The organism is Nitrosomonas eutropha (genome assembly GCF_003201195.1).
GTDB classification, from domain to species: Bacteria; Pseudomonadota; Gammaproteobacteria; order Burkholderiales; family Nitrosomonadaceae; genus Nitrosomonas; species Nitrosomonas eutropha.
This window is the reverse complement of record NZ_QICQ01000034.1, coordinates 12,554-29,991: the sequence shown is the minus strand read 5'-3', so window position 1 is coordinate 29,991 and position 17,438 is coordinate 12,554. Positions and strand designations below refer to the sequence as shown.

Genomic DNA, 17,438 nt, shown 5'->3' with positions numbered 1-17,438 from the left:
GGCACCCATTGCGAGGAAGCCAGCGGCCTGGCCGAGCACAAGCTCAGGATGTGCGCGAGAAGATGGCCGACTTGGCACGCATGGAGGCCGTGCTGTCTGAACTGGTGTGCGCCTGCCATGCGCGGAAAGGGAACGTTTCCTGCCCGCTGATTGCGTCACTGCAAGACGGAACGAAGCTCGCTGCATCGGCGCGGGGGAGTCACGGGGTGACTACGCCTTAGCGTGCTTTATTTTCCGAATTCTGAGACGACCCCATATTGGAAGATTATCCATTGTCCTTACTGACTGCATTAATCAGCACCTCTCCATCTATAAACTGCCTTACGTTATCCAGTGTTGTAAGGGCAATCTGACTGAGTGCTTCCTGGGTAAAAAACCCCTGGTGCGCAGTAATCAGGACATTGGGAAAGGTCATGAGCCGGGCAATAGTGTCATCATGGAGGATCTGTTCAGAGAGGTTTTGGAAAAACAGATCGGCTTCCTGTTCGTAGACATCAATACCCAGATAACTGATTTTTCCTGTTTTTAACCCGGTGATTACGGCCTTGGTGTCGATTAATCCGCCACGGCTGGTGTTGATCAGCATGATGCCCGCTTTCATTTGTGCAATCGTTTCGTTGTTGATGAGGTAGCGTGTTTCTTCATTGAGTGGGCAGTGCAGCGAAAGAATATCGCATTGGGGGAAGAGCTCGCTCATGGGGACATACGGAATGCCCATTGCTTCCACAGTTGGTTTTTTTATCGGATCACAGGCCAAAATGTTGCAGCCCAGGCCATGCAGGATGCGGCAGAATACTTCCCCGATATGGCCGGTACCAATGACGCCCACTGTTTTCTTGTAGAGATCGAAACCAAGCAAGCCGTTCAGCGAAAAATTCTGTTCGCGGACACGGTTATATGCCTTATGCGTTTTGCGGTTGAGTGTCATGATCATCGCCAGCGTATGTTCTGCCACGGCGTGAGGGGAGTAGGCTGGTACCCGTACTACTTTGATATTACACGCCTGAGCTGCTTTGAGATCCACGTTATTAAAGCCGGCGCAGCGTAGGGCGATGAGCTGAATATTCAATTGAGACAGCTGGCGGATAATATTTTCATTAAGTGTATCGTTGACGAAAACACAAACTATCTCACTTCCTCTGGCAAGGGATACAGTGTACTCAGTCAGTTTTTCTTCCATAAAAATAAGTTCAAGGCGCGAATCGGCTTGATGTTTGAGGAATGATTCACGGTCATACGGTTGAGTGCTGAAAAAGGTGATTTTCATTGGCATATTTCCGGCAGGAACAGCAAGATAAATAGAGGGCAAGGGGTGATTCTTTCGATGAAAATAACGTATCGGGAAATGCCCGGAATGTCAAACAGGGTAATGCTGCGGCTTATCTGATTAAAGAAAAAAATGATGCGCTGGGATATTTTCTGTCATGTCGTTGATAATTATGGAGATGTTGGTGTTTGCTGGCGTCTGGCACGTCAGCTGGCTACAGAATTTGGCATGACGGTGCGTTTGCTGGTGGATGATTTAGGGTCATTACAGCGAATTTGTCCGGAAGTTGATAGTAATCTGACAGCTCAGTATATCCGGAACATACAAATTCTACATTGGATTGAGCCGTTTCCAAATCTTGTGCCGGCAGATGTGGTGATTGAGGCGTTCGGCTGTGAATTACCAGCCAATTATGTAATGGCAATGGCAATGGCTGTGGCTTCATCCCAGGCGGTAGATTCTGTGGATATGAAAGAGAAGGAAGGGTGCATGTGGATCAATCTGGAGTATTTATCTACTGAATCATGGGTGGAAGGTTACCATAGGCTAGCTTCACCGCATCCACGCCTGCCATTAACCAAATATTTCTTTTTTCCTGGTTTTACTGCGGCAACTGGGGGAGTGATACAGGAGGCGGGGTTGTTTGCACAACGCGATTCCCTGCAATCTGATCCGGCAAAACTGTGGCACGAACTGAGTATTCCTGTTCCTGCTTCTGACGAAACTATCGTTTCCCTGTTTTGCTATGACCATGCGCCAGTTGGTCATCTGTTGGAAGCATGGGTCATTTCAACTTCACCCGTGCGATGTTTGTTGCCGGAAGGTGTGGCCTCGCGACAAGCAGCTGCATGGGCAGGACAATCACGCCTGGTGGCAGGGGATAGCGTGCAGCGCGGTAATTTGGTGTTGCAGGTGCTTCCCTTTGTGCCACAAGAAAATTATGACCGTTTATTGTGGGTGTGCGATTGTAATTTTGTGCGGGGCGAAGATTCCTTCGTGCGTGCGCAGTGGGCAGCGCGGCCAGTAATCTGGCAAATTTATCCACAGCAGGAAGATGCGCATCTTCCCAAACTTGAGGCCTTTCTGAATCTTTATTGCCAGGGATTGGTCCAAGAAGCAGCTGATGTGCTGCGAGCACTGCATCAAGGCTGGAATAATAATAAACAGCTGGACTGGGATAATTTCCGGCGATACCACAAGGCGTTGCAACAACATGCCATAGCATGGGCTGAACAGCTTGCTCAGGCTCCTGATTTGGCTTCCAATCTGGTGAATTTTTGCAGAAACCAGTAGTTATTTCTTCATTACATTGGGGAAGTCAAAGTATAATATCCTTTTTTTTCCTTGACTTATATTGATTAGAATAGATGAAAACAGCTCAAGAACTTCGTGTAGGTAATGTGTTTATGCTCGGCAGAGACCCTATGGTTGTGCTGAAGACCGAATTCACCAAATCCGGGCGTAATTCCTCGGTTGTAAAAATGAAATACAAGAATCTGCTGACAGAATCACCTGGCGAGGCAGTGTATAAGGCAGATGATAAATTCGATATAGTCGTGCTGGAGAAAAAAGAGGTGAGCTACTCGTATTATGCCAGCCCCATGTATGTATTTATGGATGCCGAGTTCAATCAATATGAAGTTGAAGAAGAAACCATGAGTGATGTACTCAGTTTTCTGGAAGATGGCATGCCGTGCGAAGTTGTGTTTTATAATGACAAACCTATTTCAGTTGAAATGCCGAATTCTGTCGTGCGCGAAATTATTTACACTGAACCTGCAGTCAAAGGCGATACATCAGGCAAGGTAATGAAATCAGCCAAAATTGTTACTGGCTTCGAGTTGCCGGTACCGTTGTTTTGTGAAATCGGTGACAAGATCGAAATTGATACTCGCACACGCGAATATCGCAGCCGTGTCAAATAAACCCAGAATAATCAAATGTTTTTCAAGCTGCTCCGAATAATCCTGTTCTGTTCAGAGCAGCTAAAAATCAAGAAAACAACAATCAATTTGGATTTAAGGAGTCTCTGCACGAATCCTTTCATAAAGAGTGATTTTTTACTCAGATTGAGCGTTTGCCTCCTTGATCAGAGTTTATTGTCCTGATCGAACCGTACTACCCGACAAATGGATGCCATGGCGAGCAACCACTACCACTGAAAAATATGTTGCGCGTGCATATTGCCTACAGCTGCTCTGATCCGGGCATGGAAGATACCCTTGATGAGATTGCGCCAGATCTGCCATTTTGAACTGAATCGCATGCTTGACGAAAGCGCTATACTGCGTTTTCGTCACCTGCTGGAACAACATAACCTGGCTCAGCAAGGTTTTGCCACTGTCAATCGCCAACTAGCAGCCTAAAATCTGTTTCTCAAACAAGGTATGATCGTCGATGCCAGCCTGATTGCCGCACCACCTTCTACCAGGAATACTGAGGGTAAACGCAAGCCTGAAATGCACTCAAGCAAGAAAGGCAACTCATGGCACTTTGGTGCCAACCTGCTGTGTAGCGAAGAAACGCTTGTCCTGGGTGATGCCGGTGTTACCAGGGCTTGCTTGGCCATGCGATAATCGCAGATTCTATCCGTACAGGAGTGTGCAGGTGGGGCAATCAGATGATTTCTGCTGTTTCCTCAGAACTTGAGTAGCTTGCTCACTTCAGAACATATTACCCAGTTATCATGAAAAAAATCAGAATCGGACAAGGGTTTGATATTCACCAGTTAGCTGCCGGGCGTGAGCTTGTCATTGGTGGCGTGACTATTCCGTATGAGAAGGGTCTGCTGGGCCACTCGGATGCGGATGTGCTGCTGCATGCCTTGTGTGATGCGCTGCTGGGTGCTGCCGCCTTGGGGGATATTGGCAAGCATTTTTCCGATACCGATGCACGTTATAAAGATATTGATAGTCGCAAGCTGGTGTGTAAAGTTCACCGGTTGCTGGCTGAAACGGGTTATCGTGTTGTGAATATCGATGCGACGATCATTGCCCAAGCACCTAAAATGGCCCCCCATATTTCCGGAATGATAGCCAACATTGCACAGGATCTCGCCATGCCTGCTGGAAATATTAATATCAAGGCAAAAACTGCCGAGAAACTCGGTGCTGTCGGGCGTGGTGAAGGTATCGTAGCGGAAGTGGTCTGCCTGATCGCTAACAGTGACGAAGGCGAAGCACAGCCATAATGTCCGGCGCTGCTCATCCTGTCAGGCTGTTCCTTGCATTGTGGCCACAGGATATCGCAAGAGATCAATTGGCCAAACTGGCGCGGCAGCTGGCGGATGATTGTTCAGGTCGTTGCATTCAACCGAAAAATCTACATCTGACATTGGCATTCATGGGCGAAATCGATCAAGGTAATATTCCACGATTGTGTCAGGCAGCCCCGGCTATCCGGCAATCTCCATTCAATTTGACTCTGGATAAGGTTTGCTTCTGGAAAAAAGCCGGAGTCGTGGTGGCCGGAACAAGCCAATGTCCAGCAGAATTAACTACTCTTGTGCAGGATCTGCAGCACTTGCTTTCTGCCTTGAGAATCCGGTATGACGACACATATCCATTTACACCACACGTCACGCTGGTAAGAAATGTAAGGCACTGCAGCTTGCCTGATTCAATCCAAGCGATTGATTGGCCAGTGACTCAATGGTCGTTGGCACAATCCCGGCAGACACCATACGAATCAGTCTATCAATCTCTTGCAGACTGGGCACTGTGAACCACAGGATTCCGATGAACATCATTGCGTTTGATACTTCTACCGAATACTGTTCCCTGGCTCTGTGGCTGAATGGAAACATTATTAGCAGGGAAGAGTTGGCGGGCCAGCGCCATTCCGAATTGTTATTGCCAATGCTGCAAACCATGCTGACTGAAGCCGGTGTTGCCTTGAGTCAGATTGAGGGCATCGCTTTCGGAGCTGGCCCGGGTTCCTTTACCGGGTTGCGCATTGCCTGCGGCATTGCCCAGGGATTGGCTTTTGCACGGGATATTCCGGTGGTTGGGGTGAGTACACTGGAAGCCCTGGCACAACAGGTAGATGCGTCTCAGGTGCTGGCGGCGCTGGATGCGCGTATGGGTGAACTTTATTTTGCAGCTTATGAAAAAAGAGAAATCGGCTGGTTTCCTGTTCATGCTCCGCTACTATGTCGGCCGGAAACAGCTCCAGGGGTAATCGGAGACGGATGGACGGGATGTGGTAGTGGTTTTGATCTGTATCAATCTGTTTTGTCAAACGTTTACAGCGAAAATTTGCAGCAGATTATTCCCGATTGTTATCCGCATGCGCGTGAAATTGTGCAACTGGCAGCGATTAAATTTGCTAATGGTGAGGGTAGGGCAGCAGAAGAGGCGCTGCCAGTGTATATCCGCAACAAGGTGGCACTGAAGGAAAGCGAACGGTAACGATGGCACAGATCAGGGCACGCCCTTTTCAGATCAAAATTCGTGAAATGCGTTTGAGTGACCTCGAACAGGTTATTTGTATTGAGCACGAAATTTTTCTTTTTCCATGGTCAATCGGCAATTTTAGTGATTCAATCAAGGCGGGTCATCATTGCCAGGTGATGGTGCAACAGCAGGGTGCCGAGCCGGATACTGATTTGGTGATGGGTTACAGTATTCTCATGATCGGGCCAGGTGAAGCGCATGTGCTGACACTGGGTGTGGGTTACGCCTGGCAAAATCAGGGTCTGGGTGGAGCGATGTTGCGTTATCTGATTGAACTTTCCAGGAAACACAGAGCAGAATTTATATTACTGGATGTGCGTGAGTCCAATACCGGTGCGGCAAATTTGTATCGGCGACTGGGATTCCAGCAAATTGCCGTGCACAAGGATTACTATCCGGCGATGTGCGGACGCGAGGATGCGCTGATCATGAGGCGGGAGCTATGATGCCGAGAACCCCGGATACCCTGATTTCTCATCCTGTTTGATCAGGAAAGATTCAACCATGGATCCCAATCGTCTCAAAGAATTAGGCTTATTACCCGTGTGGCGTGTCAGGTCGAATGCTATTCTCGGACAGCCATCTGTTCAATCGTCTGATTCAAAAGAGAATCCGGCTGCGCACACAGAAACCGCTGTGGAATCTTCTATAGTTGATGACCGATCGGCTTTAATTGCGCGTGCAAACTGGGAGCAGCTGCGGCAGATGGTTAGCAGCTGTACCGCTTGTCCACTTTGCCAGACGCGTAAGCAAACGGTATTTGGTGTGGGTGATGAACAGGCAGACTGGCTGTTTATTGGAGAAGGCCCGGGGGCCCGGGAAGACCTGCTGGGTGAACCGTTTGTCGGCCAGGCCGGGAAGCTGCTCGACAGTATGCTGCAGGCGATTGATCTCGGGCGCGAACAGGGTGTTTACATTGCCAATATCGTTAAATGCCGCCCACCGGATAATCGCAACCCGCTGGAAATGGAAGCACAGCAGTGCCGTCCCTATCTACTGCGCCAGATTGCATTGATTCAGCCTAGGTTGATCATAACCTTGGGTAAGGTGGCTGCCCAGAATCTGCTGGCGACAGGCGACAGCATTGCCAGCCTGCGTGGTAGATTGCATGAATTTGCAGGCATTCCCCTGATTGCGACCTACCATCCGGCCTATCTGTTGCGTTCGCTGACGGACAAGGCCAAGGCATGGGAAGACTTGTGCTTTGCCCGCAGAACCATGCAGGCTTTGCGTGATAAGTAATGTCATTCATCAGGGTAAGATTGATTTGCATTGGATCCAATCTTTAATAGATTATCTGAGCTTAATCCACTCATGAATATTGGATGAGTAGTGTGAATTATGAAGGTTGCTGTCTGGCAGACAAGATGTTTGATGCAAATTGGTTGATTTCTTTTAGGTGTGGTGGCTGTCTCTCGTATTTTTACCCCGGATAGTGGTAGCCAGAGGTTTGTCAGGGGATGGGTTTATACATTGTTATTTCCTGCGAGGATGGCCGGTATTTCCTGCATGCCCAGTTCTGCCAGTTCTTCTTCTTCCAGGGAGCCGAAGATACTCAGCAGGGCGGCCATTACGCCTGTCCAGCCGGTTTGGTGGCTGGCGCCCAGCCCCGAGCCATCCTCGCCATGGAAGTATTCATAAAACAGCAGGCAATCCCGCCAGTGGGGATCGGTCTGGAATTTTTCAGTGCCGCCAAACACCGGTCGTCGGCCATATTCATCCGGCAGGAAGATATGGAGTAGCCTTACGGCAATCATTCTCGCAACCTGGAACAGGTTGCACTGCCTGCCGGATCCGGTGGGGCATTCGATCCGGAAATTCTCTCCGTAGTAGGCATACAGCGCCAGCAATGCGCGAATGATCAGGATATTGACCGGTACCCAGACAGGACCGCGCCAGTTGGAATTTCCTCCAAACATGGCTGAATCAGATTCACCTGGCTGGTAATTTGCAGAGAAAGTCTGTCCGTTCCAGTGAAATTCGTAGGGATGTTCCTGGTGATATTTCGATAATGATCGAATACCGTGAGGGCTCAGGAATTCCTGTTCATCGAGCATTTTTGTCAATATTTGCCGCAATTTCTTTTCATCCATAATTGCCAGCAGACGGCGATTTTCCACGCCAGGTTTGATCGGACAAAAGATATGGGCGGTTAGATGATTCCTGCGTTTGACCAGATTTTCAAAATATTTTGCAACCTGCGGCAGCTTGTTTAGCGTGGATTCCTCTACTACAGTCACGGCACATAACGGCAGCAGCCCGACGAGTGAACGTACCTTGATGCGGGTGGAGTGGCCGTCCGGGAAACGCAGGACATTGTAGAAAAAACCATCCTCTTCATCCCACATGTCGCGGTGTTCATCGCTGATATCCTGCATGGCGGCGGCAGTGGCCATGAATTTGTTCAGGTAGGAGAGCACTCTTTGTTCATAGTCTGGATCGTGCAGGCTGAGCTCCAATGCAATCTGCAACATACTCTGCGAGAACAATGTCATCCAGGCGGTGGCATCTGATTGTTCCAGATGGCCGCCGGTTGGCAGCGCGGCACTGCGATCGAATACCCCGATATTATCCAGTCCCAGAAATCCGCCTTCATACACGTTTTTATCCGGCTCGCGGTGGGATTCCCACCAGGAGAAATTGTGTTCCAGGCTGGCAAAGGCGGATTTCAGGAATGTCAGATCGTTCTGGCTATGGTAATCCTGGCAGATCTGATAAACCACATAGACGGCCCAGGCGTGAACGGGCGGGTTGACATCATTAAAGTTCCATTCATAAGCTGGAATCTGTCCATTCGGGTGCTGGTAGCGGTTTTCCAGAAACAGATTGAGCTGCTGTTTGGCAAAGGTGGGATCTATCATGGCCAGGGGCAGAACGTGAAAAGCGGAATCCCATGCGGCAAACCACGGGTATTCCCATTTATCTGGCATGGAAATGATGTCCCGGCATTGCATGTGTTGCCAGTCAGCATTGCGTGTGCTGTGCCGGGGGTGCTCATTCAGCCAGCGTGCTACATCAAACTCATAATATTGCTTGGTCCATATCATGCCAGCCAATGCCTGCCGCAGGACACGTTGCTGTTCCTTATTCAACCGGTCACCGGACAGTGATTCATAGAAATGATCGGCTTCCTGCTTTCTCTGGTCGATGAGTTCGTCGAAACCGGTAAAAAATATATCTGCCTTGACAGAATCAGCCTTGCACAGCCGCAACCTGATTATGTGAGTTTCTCCGGAAGGGATACTCAGAGCATAGTCTGCCGCTGCTTTGGTACCGCTGTTGGCAGGGTTAATGGCGTCTGTTCTGTCATGAATGATATAGTCGTTAATTCCATCCTTGGTGTAGAGGCCTTTATTGTTGTTGCGAAACAGCCGCCAGGCGTTGGTTTCGTTTTCGCAAAAGAGCAGGGTTGGTTTATCTGCACAATACAGTTGGTAATCTCCCAGTTCGTTATGCTTGGCGCGAATGATCCGGCATTCGTTCTGATTACCCTCCTGGGATAGCTGCGGTTTAGCTGAACCGGGTTCCCATGACCAGGTATTGCGGAACCAGAGTGTCGGCAGTAGTCGTAAGTCTGCTGTTTCAGGGCCACGATTGATAACGCTGATGCGGATCAGGATATCTTCCGGCACAGTTTGAGCGTATTCCACAAAAATATCAAAATACCGGTTCTCATCAAAGATACCTGTGTCCAGCAGTTCATATTCCGATTCCTGCCGGGAGCGTCGCCCGTTAGTGGTGACCAGATCTTCATAAGGATAGGCTGTTTGCGGATATTTGTAGAGATATCTCAGATAACTGTGAGTGGGCGTGGCGTCCAGGTAGAAATAATATTCCTTGACGTCTTCGCCATGGTTGCCTTGTGGATTGGTCAGACCAAACAGGCGTTCTTTTAGTACCGGATCGCGTCCGTTCCACAGCGCCAATGCAAAACAAAGCAACTGCCGGTCATCGCTAATACCGGCCAGGCCATCTTCTCCCCAGCGGTAAGCGCGAGCGCCAGACTGGTAATGCGGAAAGTAATTCCAGGCATCGCCGTTATCGCTGTAATCCTCGCGCACCGTGCCCCATTGCCGCTCACTTAGATACGGACCCCATTTTTTCCAGGGAATCTGCTCTTCATCACATAGTTTGAGACGACCGGATTCTTCTATCATGGTAGCTCCATTATTCTTTATCTGGGCCGGATCAAACAGTAGTGTTCATTTCATCAAAACGAAGGGTAATATGTTGCTGCTGGTCATCCGTTATCTTCCAGGTAAGTATTAGTTTGACTGCCTGCATGATTTTTTCAAATCCGCCTTCCGATTGAGAAACGGTGAAGTGCGGGCAGGCATAAAATTTTGTTACAGGTGAAATATCAAGTGACAGACTGCCGCCCAGCGTGTCGTCTTCCAGTGTAATGGCTGTCAGATTATCCAGTTCGATGGGTTGTCCGAAGCCGGACAGCACAGTGTGATTCCGGATGTAACGTCCGCCCGGTCCGTCGCAACTGGGCATGGCCAGATTGATTTCTGTCTGCATGTATCCACTGGCTTCCCCGCTGCATACATAGATGACAAGTAGCTGGTTGCTGATAATCCGAAAGCATTTACTGATTGACCCGAAATCTGTTATCGCCTGAAAAATAACTTCATCTGCCTTATCTGAGGGGTGCAGTTGATAATCCAGCAGCTCACCGTTTAAACGATCAATAAACAGGTGTTGTGCATACAGATCCGGTTCCATATCTGCCTGGCTAATAGCATGTTTGAAATTGACTCGATCATGTGCTGAAGCTATTCCTGATTGCTGATGAGATGAAGCTCCCTGTAGACCCGGTTGGATCTTTCGGTAGTAATGCTCAGTCTGGCGGGCGAGGGTATCGGCAAAGTTGTGTTTCAGTGGATAGCTGTCCAGTTCGCAGATGCTGGCGCTGCTGTTGAGTTTCAAAACTGCCTGCACAGTCCCGTTTTGCAGATAGATTTCCTCCGTGCCATCCAGATCAGTATCCTCATGATAGTAGATATTGCGCGATTCACACTGATCGAGTTGCGCTTCCAGTTCAATCAGATTGTTGTAGACGGTGCGCCGCAAATGCGGCAGATACAGACCGCCAAATAGACCATGCCAGTAGGCATCATTGGCCTGGGAAGCGTACAGGCATCGTTGCATGGCAGAGGTCCGCTGCCTGGCCGGCAGGCTGGCGTAACGTGCGGACAGGCCGAGCATGCGCTTGTGCATCCAGTTGGATTCAGGGTAGCGTGAAAAAAAGTTTTTCCACATTCCTCCGCGCAGGAAAGATCTGGTTTGTTCGTACTGACCTGTGGATTTGGCTTGCTGCACCAGATCATCATAAATATGAGCAGGTTCAGCGGGCAGCGTCCATTCATTCATCTCGATGTAGGAGGTGGTGGGGAGGTAAACGATGCCACGGGTTTTTTCGCTGGCATGATAATCCCGGTAGTGCTGCAGCTGGATATGAGGAGAAGCCAGTACACCCTGGATAAATTTCTCCAGCCAGCCGTGTTCGTAAACCCACTGATAAGTTTCTGGCCAGATGCCGAATTTCTCAATGTCGTCAAAATAGACTGCTGCAGGTTGATGCTCGGTTGTGGACTGATCAATCAGGGATTCAATATAGGCAATGGCTTCCAGCGCAGGAGAAAAGGGGAGCCGGTAACGCAATGCTTCGGAGATGGGAAAAAGATCAAGCTTGTGATGATCTTCTTCAGTACTGAAGTAACCATCAAGTTCTATTTTATTTTTTCCGGTACAAATGAAGTGGTAATCGTCCACTATTACATAATGGATACCGCAATTAACCAAAGCAGGCACGATAGTGGATTCCCATACACGCTCAGTTAGCCAGGCGCCTTGTGGCGACTGCCCCAGCTTTTTCTTGAGTTTAGCCGAAAAGGTCTTGAGCTGGCCGATGCGATCCCGCTCGGGAATGGCCGCCAGTACCGGCTCGGTATCGCCTGCACCAAATATTTCGATCTGCCCGCGTGTGACCATCTCACGTAATAACGCCATATCTTTCGGGTAGTGCTCAAATAGAAAATCCAGCAACCAGCCGGAAAAGTGGATGGCAAAACGAAATTCCGGATAGCGGTATAAAGTTTGCAGGAAGGGCTTGTAACAGCGTTCATGCGCATCAATAACGACCTCGGGGAAATTGCCAATCGGTTGGTGGGCGTGGACACCAAACAGCAATGATACGGATGAGGTCATCTGGGATATCCTTAAATATTTATCGGTTGTTTCATATTGCCAGTATTACATTTTTTGTGAGCCCTCTAAGAGGCATGCCGCATCGCGCCACCTTTGCCTGTGGATGCACTGCCATAACTGATGGGTTCGAGAATGGTCACCGGAACGGGTATGTTCAGCAGGCGGTAAAGGTTGGCAAGATTTTTGCGGAAAGCCAGATCAAAGCTTTCTACTGAGTGTGGCGAGTTGTAATCACCAAACCACCAGAACCAGTCGGAACTCTCACAGGAAGCGAGCTGCTGTCCGGCAGCCAATTTTTCTTCATCCGTCAAGCGTGATCCTTGCATGACAAGATCGTAACTTTGTTTGGCGGCACACAATAAATCCCATGCCAGATTTTTGTCATGATCTCCAATCCAGGTGGAGAAACTGCCATATACCCAACTGCCGGCCGTCAGCGACGGCAATCGGGTAATTTCAATGTTGTTTTCGGATAACCCGGCGATGTATTCATGGAAGGTTGTCGTACGGATATCAGCATTTTTTTCAAGTATTTCATACAAATCATCCAGAAAATAGTAGCCGTTGTAGGGATAAGTTTCCCAGGCATTTTCTCCATCAAGAATAATACTGACGACTGGAGCGGGATTGCCGTTTGTTTCACTACGGATATGTTCAAGCCGCTGGACAAGATTTTCTGCAGCATCACGCCCAAACCATCTTGAATATTCAAATCCGATCAGATCGGATAGCTGATCATCCCGGTAGAAACACAGAATACTGTTATTACCGGATTCAAACCGATAAGGGCGATAAAGATATTCGCTGCGGGCAGGCAAGGGCTGGTCAGGATAAGATTTGTGCAGGCTGTTGGCCAACACGCCTTCACCGCTGGCACACCACTGACGACCGTGTCCGGCCAGGATATCCAGTAGCGGTTCTGATACTGCGCCCTCGGCTGGCCATACACCGGAAGGTTCGCTGCCAAAACGCTGCCGGTGGCTGTCAATAGCTGATTGCAGATGAAACGCTACCCGGTTGCGCCCACCAGGGTAGACCGGATTGGCTGGCAGTTGCGTTTCAGGAAGGCTGTCCCGGGCAGAAGTGAAATCAATCAGCAAGGGAGCTAGCGGGTGATAGTGCGGTGTGGTGGAAAGCTCGATCTGGCCGGATTCTGCCAGTTTACGATAACGCGGAATAATACCTTGGATGAGTTCGCCAATAAGGTTAAACAGCAGGATACGATCACCATGGCTGAACAGTTTTTCCTGAGACATGAGGTGTACAATGCATTCATTTTCCCGGCGCACGCTTTCGCCCATCCAGGCGAGGTGGTACCACACCAGCAGGTCGGCCAGGTATTGGCCGGAGACATACATCAGTTCCTTGTCATTCGTCTTTTGCAGATGATCATACAGATCACGTAGATGCTGATAAGCCGGATAAGGTTTGAGCATGGTTTCGTGATTATTCAGGAAGCAGCTGTTCAGAATCAGCAAGCGCTCATTGGGAGAAATATGATCAAGATCTGGCGCGGAGAGCAAGCGCAGTAATGGATCACGAATCGTGCCGCCAGCAAATTGATCAGCGTAATCTTCCAGCTGATCCAGCAGGACAGGAACAAAGTTCACCACCAGCCGGATACCCGGGTGATTTTCAAGGTGGTGCGCCATATCGGTATAGTCCTTGATAGTATGCAAATATACCCACGGCAACATGAATTCACCGGTTTTATAATCCCGGTAGTCTGGCTGGTGCATGTGCCAGAGCAACACAAGATCGAGTTTAGAAGAATGGCTGGTCATGGCATATCAAATCGTGTAAAGAAAGTTGATAGAGATCAATCGGCCGGAAAGCTGGATTGGAAATTTCAGCGAGTATAGTGAATTTGCTGTCTCAACATTTCCGGTGTAATCAAAGTAATCCCATTGTCCGTGACATAAAAATGTTTTTTATCTGCAACAGGATCAAAACCAATTTCAAGGCCTTCCGGGATCTGGCATTCCTTTTCCACCACCACTTGTCTGAGATGAACATATCGGCCGATACTGACGTCAGGCAGAATGACCGAGTCTTCAATGGTACTGAAGCAGCGTACTTGAACATTAGAAAACAACAGAGAACGGCGTACTGTTGCCCCGCTGATAATACATCCGCCTGATACCATTGAATCCAGTGCCTGGCCACGGCGATCATTGTCATCAAACACAAATTTGGCAGGAGGCAGTTGTTCCTGATATGTCCATATTGGCCAGTCTTCATCGTACAGATTCAAATCCGGCGTGATAGTGGTGAGATCAATATTTGCCTCCCAGTATGCATCTACTGTACCGACATCACGCCAGTAAGGTACACCTGAATCCATGTTGACGCAGCTATTCTGAAAGCGATGTGCATAAACCTGAATATTGCTCGCTACCAGGCGGGGTATCACGTCTTTACCGAAATCGTGTGATGATTGATTCATGTCGTGATCCAGAATCAGTTGTTCATACAGAAATTTCGCGTTAAAAACATAAATACCCATACTGATGAGAGCGTGCCCGGGTTTGCCTGGGATCGGGGCGGGGTGAGCGGGTTTCTCGGTAAAGTTGGTGATACGCGAGTCGTTATCAACCGCCATAACGCCGAATGCGCTGGCATCTTCGATCGGAACTTCCAGGCAGGCGATTGTCAAATCGGCCTGTTTTTCGACGTGTTCAGCCAGTATTTGCCCATAATCCATTTTGTAGATGTGATCACCACCTAGGACCAGTACATAGCTGGGGTTATGCGTGCGGATAATGTCGAGATTCTGAAAAACAGCATCAGCGGTACCTTGGTACCAAGTTCCCTCTTCGGTACGTTGCTGTGCAGGTAACAGCTCGATAAATTCATGGAACCGGCCATCCAAAAAACTCCAGCCACGTTGAATATGGCGGATCAAACTTTGCGCCTTATATTGTGTGACGACGCCGATACGACGTACACCCGAGTTGACGCAATTGGACAGCGTGAAATCGATAATGCGGAATTTGCCACCGAAGGGAACCGCCGGTTTAGCGCGCCAGTCTGTCAGGTTCTTAAGGCGCGTCCCGCGTCCGCCTGCCAGGATCAGCGCCAGTGTGTTGCGAGTAAGTGTGCTGACAAAGCGCGGGTTGTTATTCATCTGGACAGCCTGTTTGAACGTTCATGGTTACCTCACTGATTTGCAGTGTTTAAAAAAACCGCATACCCTGTGTTTCCATGTTTATCTTACTTGATCCGAATAACCATTACCAGCCGACACTGCAGGTAATAGCGAGCCCATACCGATGAAATCTTTGCCTTTCCCATCCCCATCCCGAGATTTAGCAGGTGATTCTGCGCAATCATTGTTATTGGCCGCAAGGCTGCATGCCCCCGGCTCTTATCTGGGGATACATTCTGTTCCGGGCGGTGAGCTGGTTCGAGTGTTTCAACCGTATATGTCACGGGTATGGCTGCAGACTTCATCCGGTTTCCAGGTGATGGAGTGCACGCACGATGCAGGTATTTTCGAGTGGAAGGGGGAGGCTGTTACGCGTCCTTATTTACTGCGTCTGGAACATGCAGAAACCGGGGTAATTGAGGAGCGCTATGATCCTTATGCTTTTCCAGTACAGATTTCAGGACATGATCTGTATCTGTTCAATGAAGGGCGCCTGCTCCAGGCATACCACATGCTGGGTACCCATCAGGTCAAAAATCAAGGCGTTACGGGCACACGTTTTGCCGTATGGGCACCCAATGCCGAACGGGTAAGTGTCGTTGGGGATTTCAATCACTGGGATGGCAGGGTGTGCCCTATGATGGCGCGTGATCACAGCGGGGTATGGGAATTGTTTATTCCGGATCTGCCCGGAGGTACGTTATATAAATATGAGATCAGAAATCATTCAACTGGAGAAATCCTGCTCAAGACCGATCCTTATGCAACCAGGTATGAATTGCGTCCCAATAATGCCGCATTGACGCCAGTTGAAAGCCGGTATGAATGGCAGGATAACGACTGGATGGTGCAACGCGCAGGATGGGACTGGCTACATGCGCCAGTCAATATTTATGAGCTGCATGTAGGTTCGTGGAAACGCCATCCGGATGGCAGCTTCTATTCATATCAGGAATTAGCCGATCACCTGATTCCTTATCTACAAGAGATGGGTTATTCCCATGTTGAGCTGTTGCCAATTTCCGAGCACCCGCTGGATGAATCCTGGGGATATCAGGTAACAGGTTATTTTGCAGCAACCAGCCGCTATGGTAATCCAGAAGCATTCATGTATTTTGTGGATAAATGTCATCAGGCTGGAATTGGTGTGATTCTCGACTGGGTGCCGGCACATTTTCCACAAGACAGTTTTTCATTGGCACGGTTTGACGGTACAGCGCTCTATGAACATGAAGATCCGCGCCTGGGTTATCACCAGGATTGGGGGACGTATATTTTCAATTACGGGCGCAGTGAGGTGAAATCCTTTCTGCTTTCCAGCGCCCATTACTGGTTGTCTGTTTTCCATATTGACGGGCTGCGTGTGGATGCGGTGGCCTCGATGCTCTATCTGGATTATTCGCGCAAAGAAGGAGAATGGCTGCCCAATCGTTTTGGTGGGCGTGAAAATCTTGATGCAATTGATTTCTTGCGTGAATTGAACACGATGGTGCATGGTGAATTTTCCGGTGCGCTTACTTTTGCCGAGGAATCCACCTCCTGGCCAGCAGTATCTCGTCCGACCTATCTGGGCGGGCTGGGTTTTTCCATGAAATGGAACATGGGATGGATGAACGATACGCTGAATTACATGCAACTGGATCCAATTCACCGGCATTACCATCACAATGAACTAACGTTCAATCAGCTTTACGCCTATACCGAAAACTTCATTTTGCCGCTTTCGCATGATGAAGTGGTACATGGCAAAAAATCCCTGCTGGACAAGATGTCGGGAGATGTCTGGCAAATGTTTGCCAACCTGCGTTTGCTGTTTACCTACCAGATGACCTGCCCAGGCAAAAAAATCAACTTTATGGGCAATGAATTTGCTCAAGGACGTGAATGGCGGGTTAATCATGAACTTGACTGGTATCTGCTGGAGCGTGATCCGCATCGTGGTATACAAATGTTATTGCGGAATCTGAATCACCTCTACCTGGATACACCAGCGTTGCATGAGCTGGATTTTTTTACTGAAGGATTTTCCTGGATTGATTGTCATGATTCGGAACAGTCAGTTATCAGTTACCAGCGCCGTGCCAGAGATGGATCATTCATGCTGGTGATCCTGAATTTCACACCAGTGCCACGTACCGGCTACCGAGTAGGCGTACCGGAATCCCGAACATACCAAGAAGTATTCAACAGCGATTCAACTTACTATGGTGGCAGCAATATCGGTAACCCTGGGGATATTGTTCCGACCGGGCAGCAGTGGTCAGGTCAAGTTGATTCCATCATCATTACCTTACCGCCGCTGGCGGGTATCATTCTGATTTGACAGCAGATTGTGCTTGTAAAAGCAGGAATTTAT

The 17,438-nt window shown here is 49.0% G+C and carries 17 protein-coding genes; 10 read left to right on the top strand and 7 right to left on the bottom strand.

The window, feature by feature from the left end; genetic code table 11:
* Together C8R14_RS14520 and C8R14_RS11170 are read right to left on the bottom strand one after the other, a co-directional pair.
* Positions 1-186: hypothetical protein (locus C8R14_RS14520; protein WP_441338204.1), on the bottom strand; the 186-nt coding region annotated here is incomplete at its 3' end.
* A gap of 79 nt (positions 187-265) precedes the next feature.
* Entirely contained in the window at positions 266-1,267 is a 1,002-nt protein-coding gene (locus C8R14_RS11170) for a 2-hydroxyacid dehydrogenase (RefSeq protein ID WP_041353486.1), read from the bottom strand.
* A 135-nt stretch (positions 1,268-1,402) separates the two neighbouring features.
* Here C8R14_RS11170 and earP point away from each other — a divergent pair, with 135 nt between their 5' ends.
* The 9 genes from earP to C8R14_RS11130 all read left to right on the top strand — a co-directional run bounded on the left by earP (position 1,403) and on the right by C8R14_RS11130 (position 6,963).
* Complete coding sequence (gene earP, locus C8R14_RS11165; protein WP_041353754.1) at positions 1,403-2,560, top strand: elongation factor P maturation arginine rhamnosyltransferase EarP; 1,158 nt, start codon at positions 1,403-1,405, stop codon at positions 2,558-2,560.
* A 74-nt stretch (positions 2,561-2,634) separates the two neighbouring features.
* The gene (efp, locus tag C8R14_RS11160) at positions 2,635-3,192 is read left to right on the top strand and encodes an elongation factor P (protein WP_011634371.1); all 558 of its coding nucleotides are present in this window, start codon (positions 2,635-2,637) and stop codon (positions 3,190-3,192) included.
* 300 nt (positions 3,193-3,492) lie between these two features.
* Positions 3,493-3,633, top strand: coding sequence for a hypothetical protein (locus tag C8R14_RS14440; protein ID WP_166484996.1), 141 nt, complete (start codon positions 3,493-3,495; stop codon positions 3,631-3,633).
* 21 nt (positions 3,634-3,654) lie between these two features.
* On the top strand, positions 3,655-3,843 hold the full coding sequence (locus C8R14_RS14435; protein WP_049753106.1) for a hypothetical protein: 189 nt from the start codon (positions 3,655-3,657) through the stop codon (positions 3,841-3,843).
* A gap of 110 nt (positions 3,844-3,953) precedes the next feature.
* Positions 3,954-4,457, top strand: coding sequence for a 2-C-methyl-D-erythritol 2,4-cyclodiphosphate synthase (gene ispF, locus C8R14_RS11150; RefSeq protein WP_011634370.1), 504 nt, complete (start codon positions 3,954-3,956; stop codon positions 4,455-4,457).
* A complete protein-coding gene (thpR, locus tag C8R14_RS11145; RefSeq protein ID WP_011634369.1) occupies positions 4,457-4,990 on the top strand; it encodes an RNA 2',3'-cyclic phosphodiesterase in 534 nt (177 codons plus the stop codon). The genes ispF and thpR overlap by 1 nt, the downstream gene beginning before the upstream one ends.
* A 14-nt stretch (positions 4,991-5,004) precedes the next feature.
* The gene (tsaB, locus tag C8R14_RS11140; protein ID WP_011634368.1) at positions 5,005-5,676 is read left to right on the top strand and encodes a tRNA (adenosine(37)-N6)-threonylcarbamoyltransferase complex dimerization subunit type 1 TsaB; all 672 of its coding nucleotides are present in this window, start codon (positions 5,005-5,007) and stop codon (positions 5,674-5,676) included.
* Positions 5,677-5,678: 2 nt separating this feature from the next.
* Entirely contained in the window at positions 5,679-6,167 is a 489-nt protein-coding gene (rimI, locus tag C8R14_RS11135; RefSeq protein ID WP_011634367.1) for a ribosomal protein S18-alanine N-acetyltransferase, read from the top strand.
* 58 nt (positions 6,168-6,225) lie between these two features.
* Positions 6,226-6,963, top strand: coding sequence for a uracil-DNA glycosylase (locus C8R14_RS11130; RefSeq protein WP_011634366.1), 738 nt, complete (start codon positions 6,226-6,228; stop codon positions 6,961-6,963).
* 224 nt (positions 6,964-7,187) lie between these two features.
* Here C8R14_RS11130 and C8R14_RS11125 read toward each other — a convergent pair whose 3' ends face one another.
* The 5 genes from C8R14_RS11125 to C8R14_RS14180 all read right to left on the bottom strand — a co-directional run bounded on the left by C8R14_RS11125 (position 7,188) and on the right by C8R14_RS14180 (position 15,366).
* Positions 7,188-9,878, bottom strand: coding sequence for an MGH1-like glycoside hydrolase domain-containing protein (locus C8R14_RS11125; protein WP_011634365.1), 2,691 nt, complete (start codon positions 9,876-9,878; stop codon positions 7,188-7,190).
* A gap of 31 nt (positions 9,879-9,909) precedes the next feature.
* Positions 9,910-11,934: an alpha-amylase/4-alpha-glucanotransferase domain-containing protein gene (locus tag C8R14_RS11120; protein ID WP_011634364.1), complete on the bottom strand. Its 2,025-nt coding sequence runs from the start codon at positions 11,932-11,934 to the stop codon at positions 9,910-9,912.
* Positions 11,935-11,999: 65 nt separating this feature from the next.
* The gene (locus C8R14_RS11115) at positions 12,000-13,718 is read right to left on the bottom strand and encodes a glycoside hydrolase family 57 protein (protein WP_011634363.1); all 1,719 of its coding nucleotides are present in this window, start codon (positions 13,716-13,718) and stop codon (positions 12,000-12,002) included.
* A gap of 65 nt (positions 13,719-13,783) precedes the next feature.
* Positions 13,784-15,061, bottom strand: coding sequence for a glucose-1-phosphate adenylyltransferase (glgC, locus tag C8R14_RS11110; RefSeq protein WP_011634362.1), 1,278 nt, complete (start codon positions 15,059-15,061; stop codon positions 13,784-13,786).
* An 86-nt stretch (positions 15,062-15,147) separates the two neighbouring features.
* Positions 15,148-15,366: a hypothetical protein gene (locus C8R14_RS14180; protein ID WP_242500149.1), complete on the bottom strand. Its 219-nt coding sequence runs from the start codon at positions 15,364-15,366 to the stop codon at positions 15,148-15,150.
* On the opposite strand from C8R14_RS14180, the gene glgB reads away from it, so the two are divergent.
* A complete protein-coding gene (gene glgB / locus C8R14_RS11105) occupies positions 15,267-17,405 on the top strand; it encodes a 1,4-alpha-glucan branching protein GlgB (RefSeq protein ID WP_373605815.1) in 2,139 nt (712 codons plus the stop codon). The genes C8R14_RS14180 and glgB overlap by 100 nt on opposite strands.
* Positions 17,406-17,438: the final 33 nt, after the last annotated feature.

Excerpts from the sequence above, each read along its gene's own strand:
- C8R14_RS14435 (WP_049753106.1), top strand. The coding sequence starts at position 3,655 with ATGATCGTCGATGCCAGCCTGATTGCCGCACCACCTTCTACCAGGAAT.
- C8R14_RS11115 (WP_011634363.1), bottom strand. The coding sequence starts at position 13,718 with ATGACCAGCCATTCTTCTAAACTCGATCTTGTGTTGCTCTGGCACATG.
- thpR (WP_011634369.1), top strand. The coding sequence starts at position 4,457 with ATGTCCGGCGCTGCTCATCCTGTCAGGCTGTTCCTTGCATTGTGGCCA.
- earP (WP_041353754.1), top strand. The coding sequence starts at position 1,403 with ATGCGCTGGGATATTTTCTGTCATGTCGTTGATAATTATGGAGATGTT.
- ispF (WP_011634370.1), top strand. The coding sequence starts at position 3,954 with ATGAAAAAAATCAGAATCGGACAAGGGTTTGATATTCACCAGTTAGCT.
- C8R14_RS11125 (WP_011634365.1), bottom strand. The coding sequence starts at position 9,878 with ATGATAGAAGAATCCGGTCGTCTCAAACTATGTGATGAAGAGCAGATT.
- glgC (WP_011634362.1), bottom strand. The coding sequence starts at position 15,061 with ATGAATAACAACCCGCGCTTTGTCAGCACACTTACTCGCAACACACTG.
- rimI (WP_011634367.1), top strand. The coding sequence starts at position 5,679 with ATGGCACAGATCAGGGCACGCCCTTTTCAGATCAAAATTCGTGAAATG.
- C8R14_RS14440 (WP_166484996.1), top strand. The coding sequence starts at position 3,493 with ATGAGATTGCGCCAGATCTGCCATTTTGAACTGAATCGCATGCTTGAC.
- efp (WP_011634371.1), top strand. The coding sequence starts at position 2,635 with ATGAAAACAGCTCAAGAACTTCGTGTAGGTAATGTGTTTATGCTCGGC.
- C8R14_RS11170 (WP_041353486.1), bottom strand. The coding sequence starts at position 1,267 with ATGAAAATCACCTTTTTCAGCACTCAACCGTATGACCGTGAATCATTC.
- C8R14_RS11130 (WP_011634366.1), top strand. The coding sequence starts at position 6,226 with ATGGATCCCAATCGTCTCAAAGAATTAGGCTTATTACCCGTGTGGCGT.
- C8R14_RS11120 (WP_011634364.1), bottom strand. The coding sequence starts at position 11,934 with ATGACCTCATCCGTATCATTGCTGTTTGGTGTCCACGCCCACCAACCG.
- tsaB (WP_011634368.1), top strand. The coding sequence starts at position 5,005 with ATGAACATCATTGCGTTTGATACTTCTACCGAATACTGTTCCCTGGCT.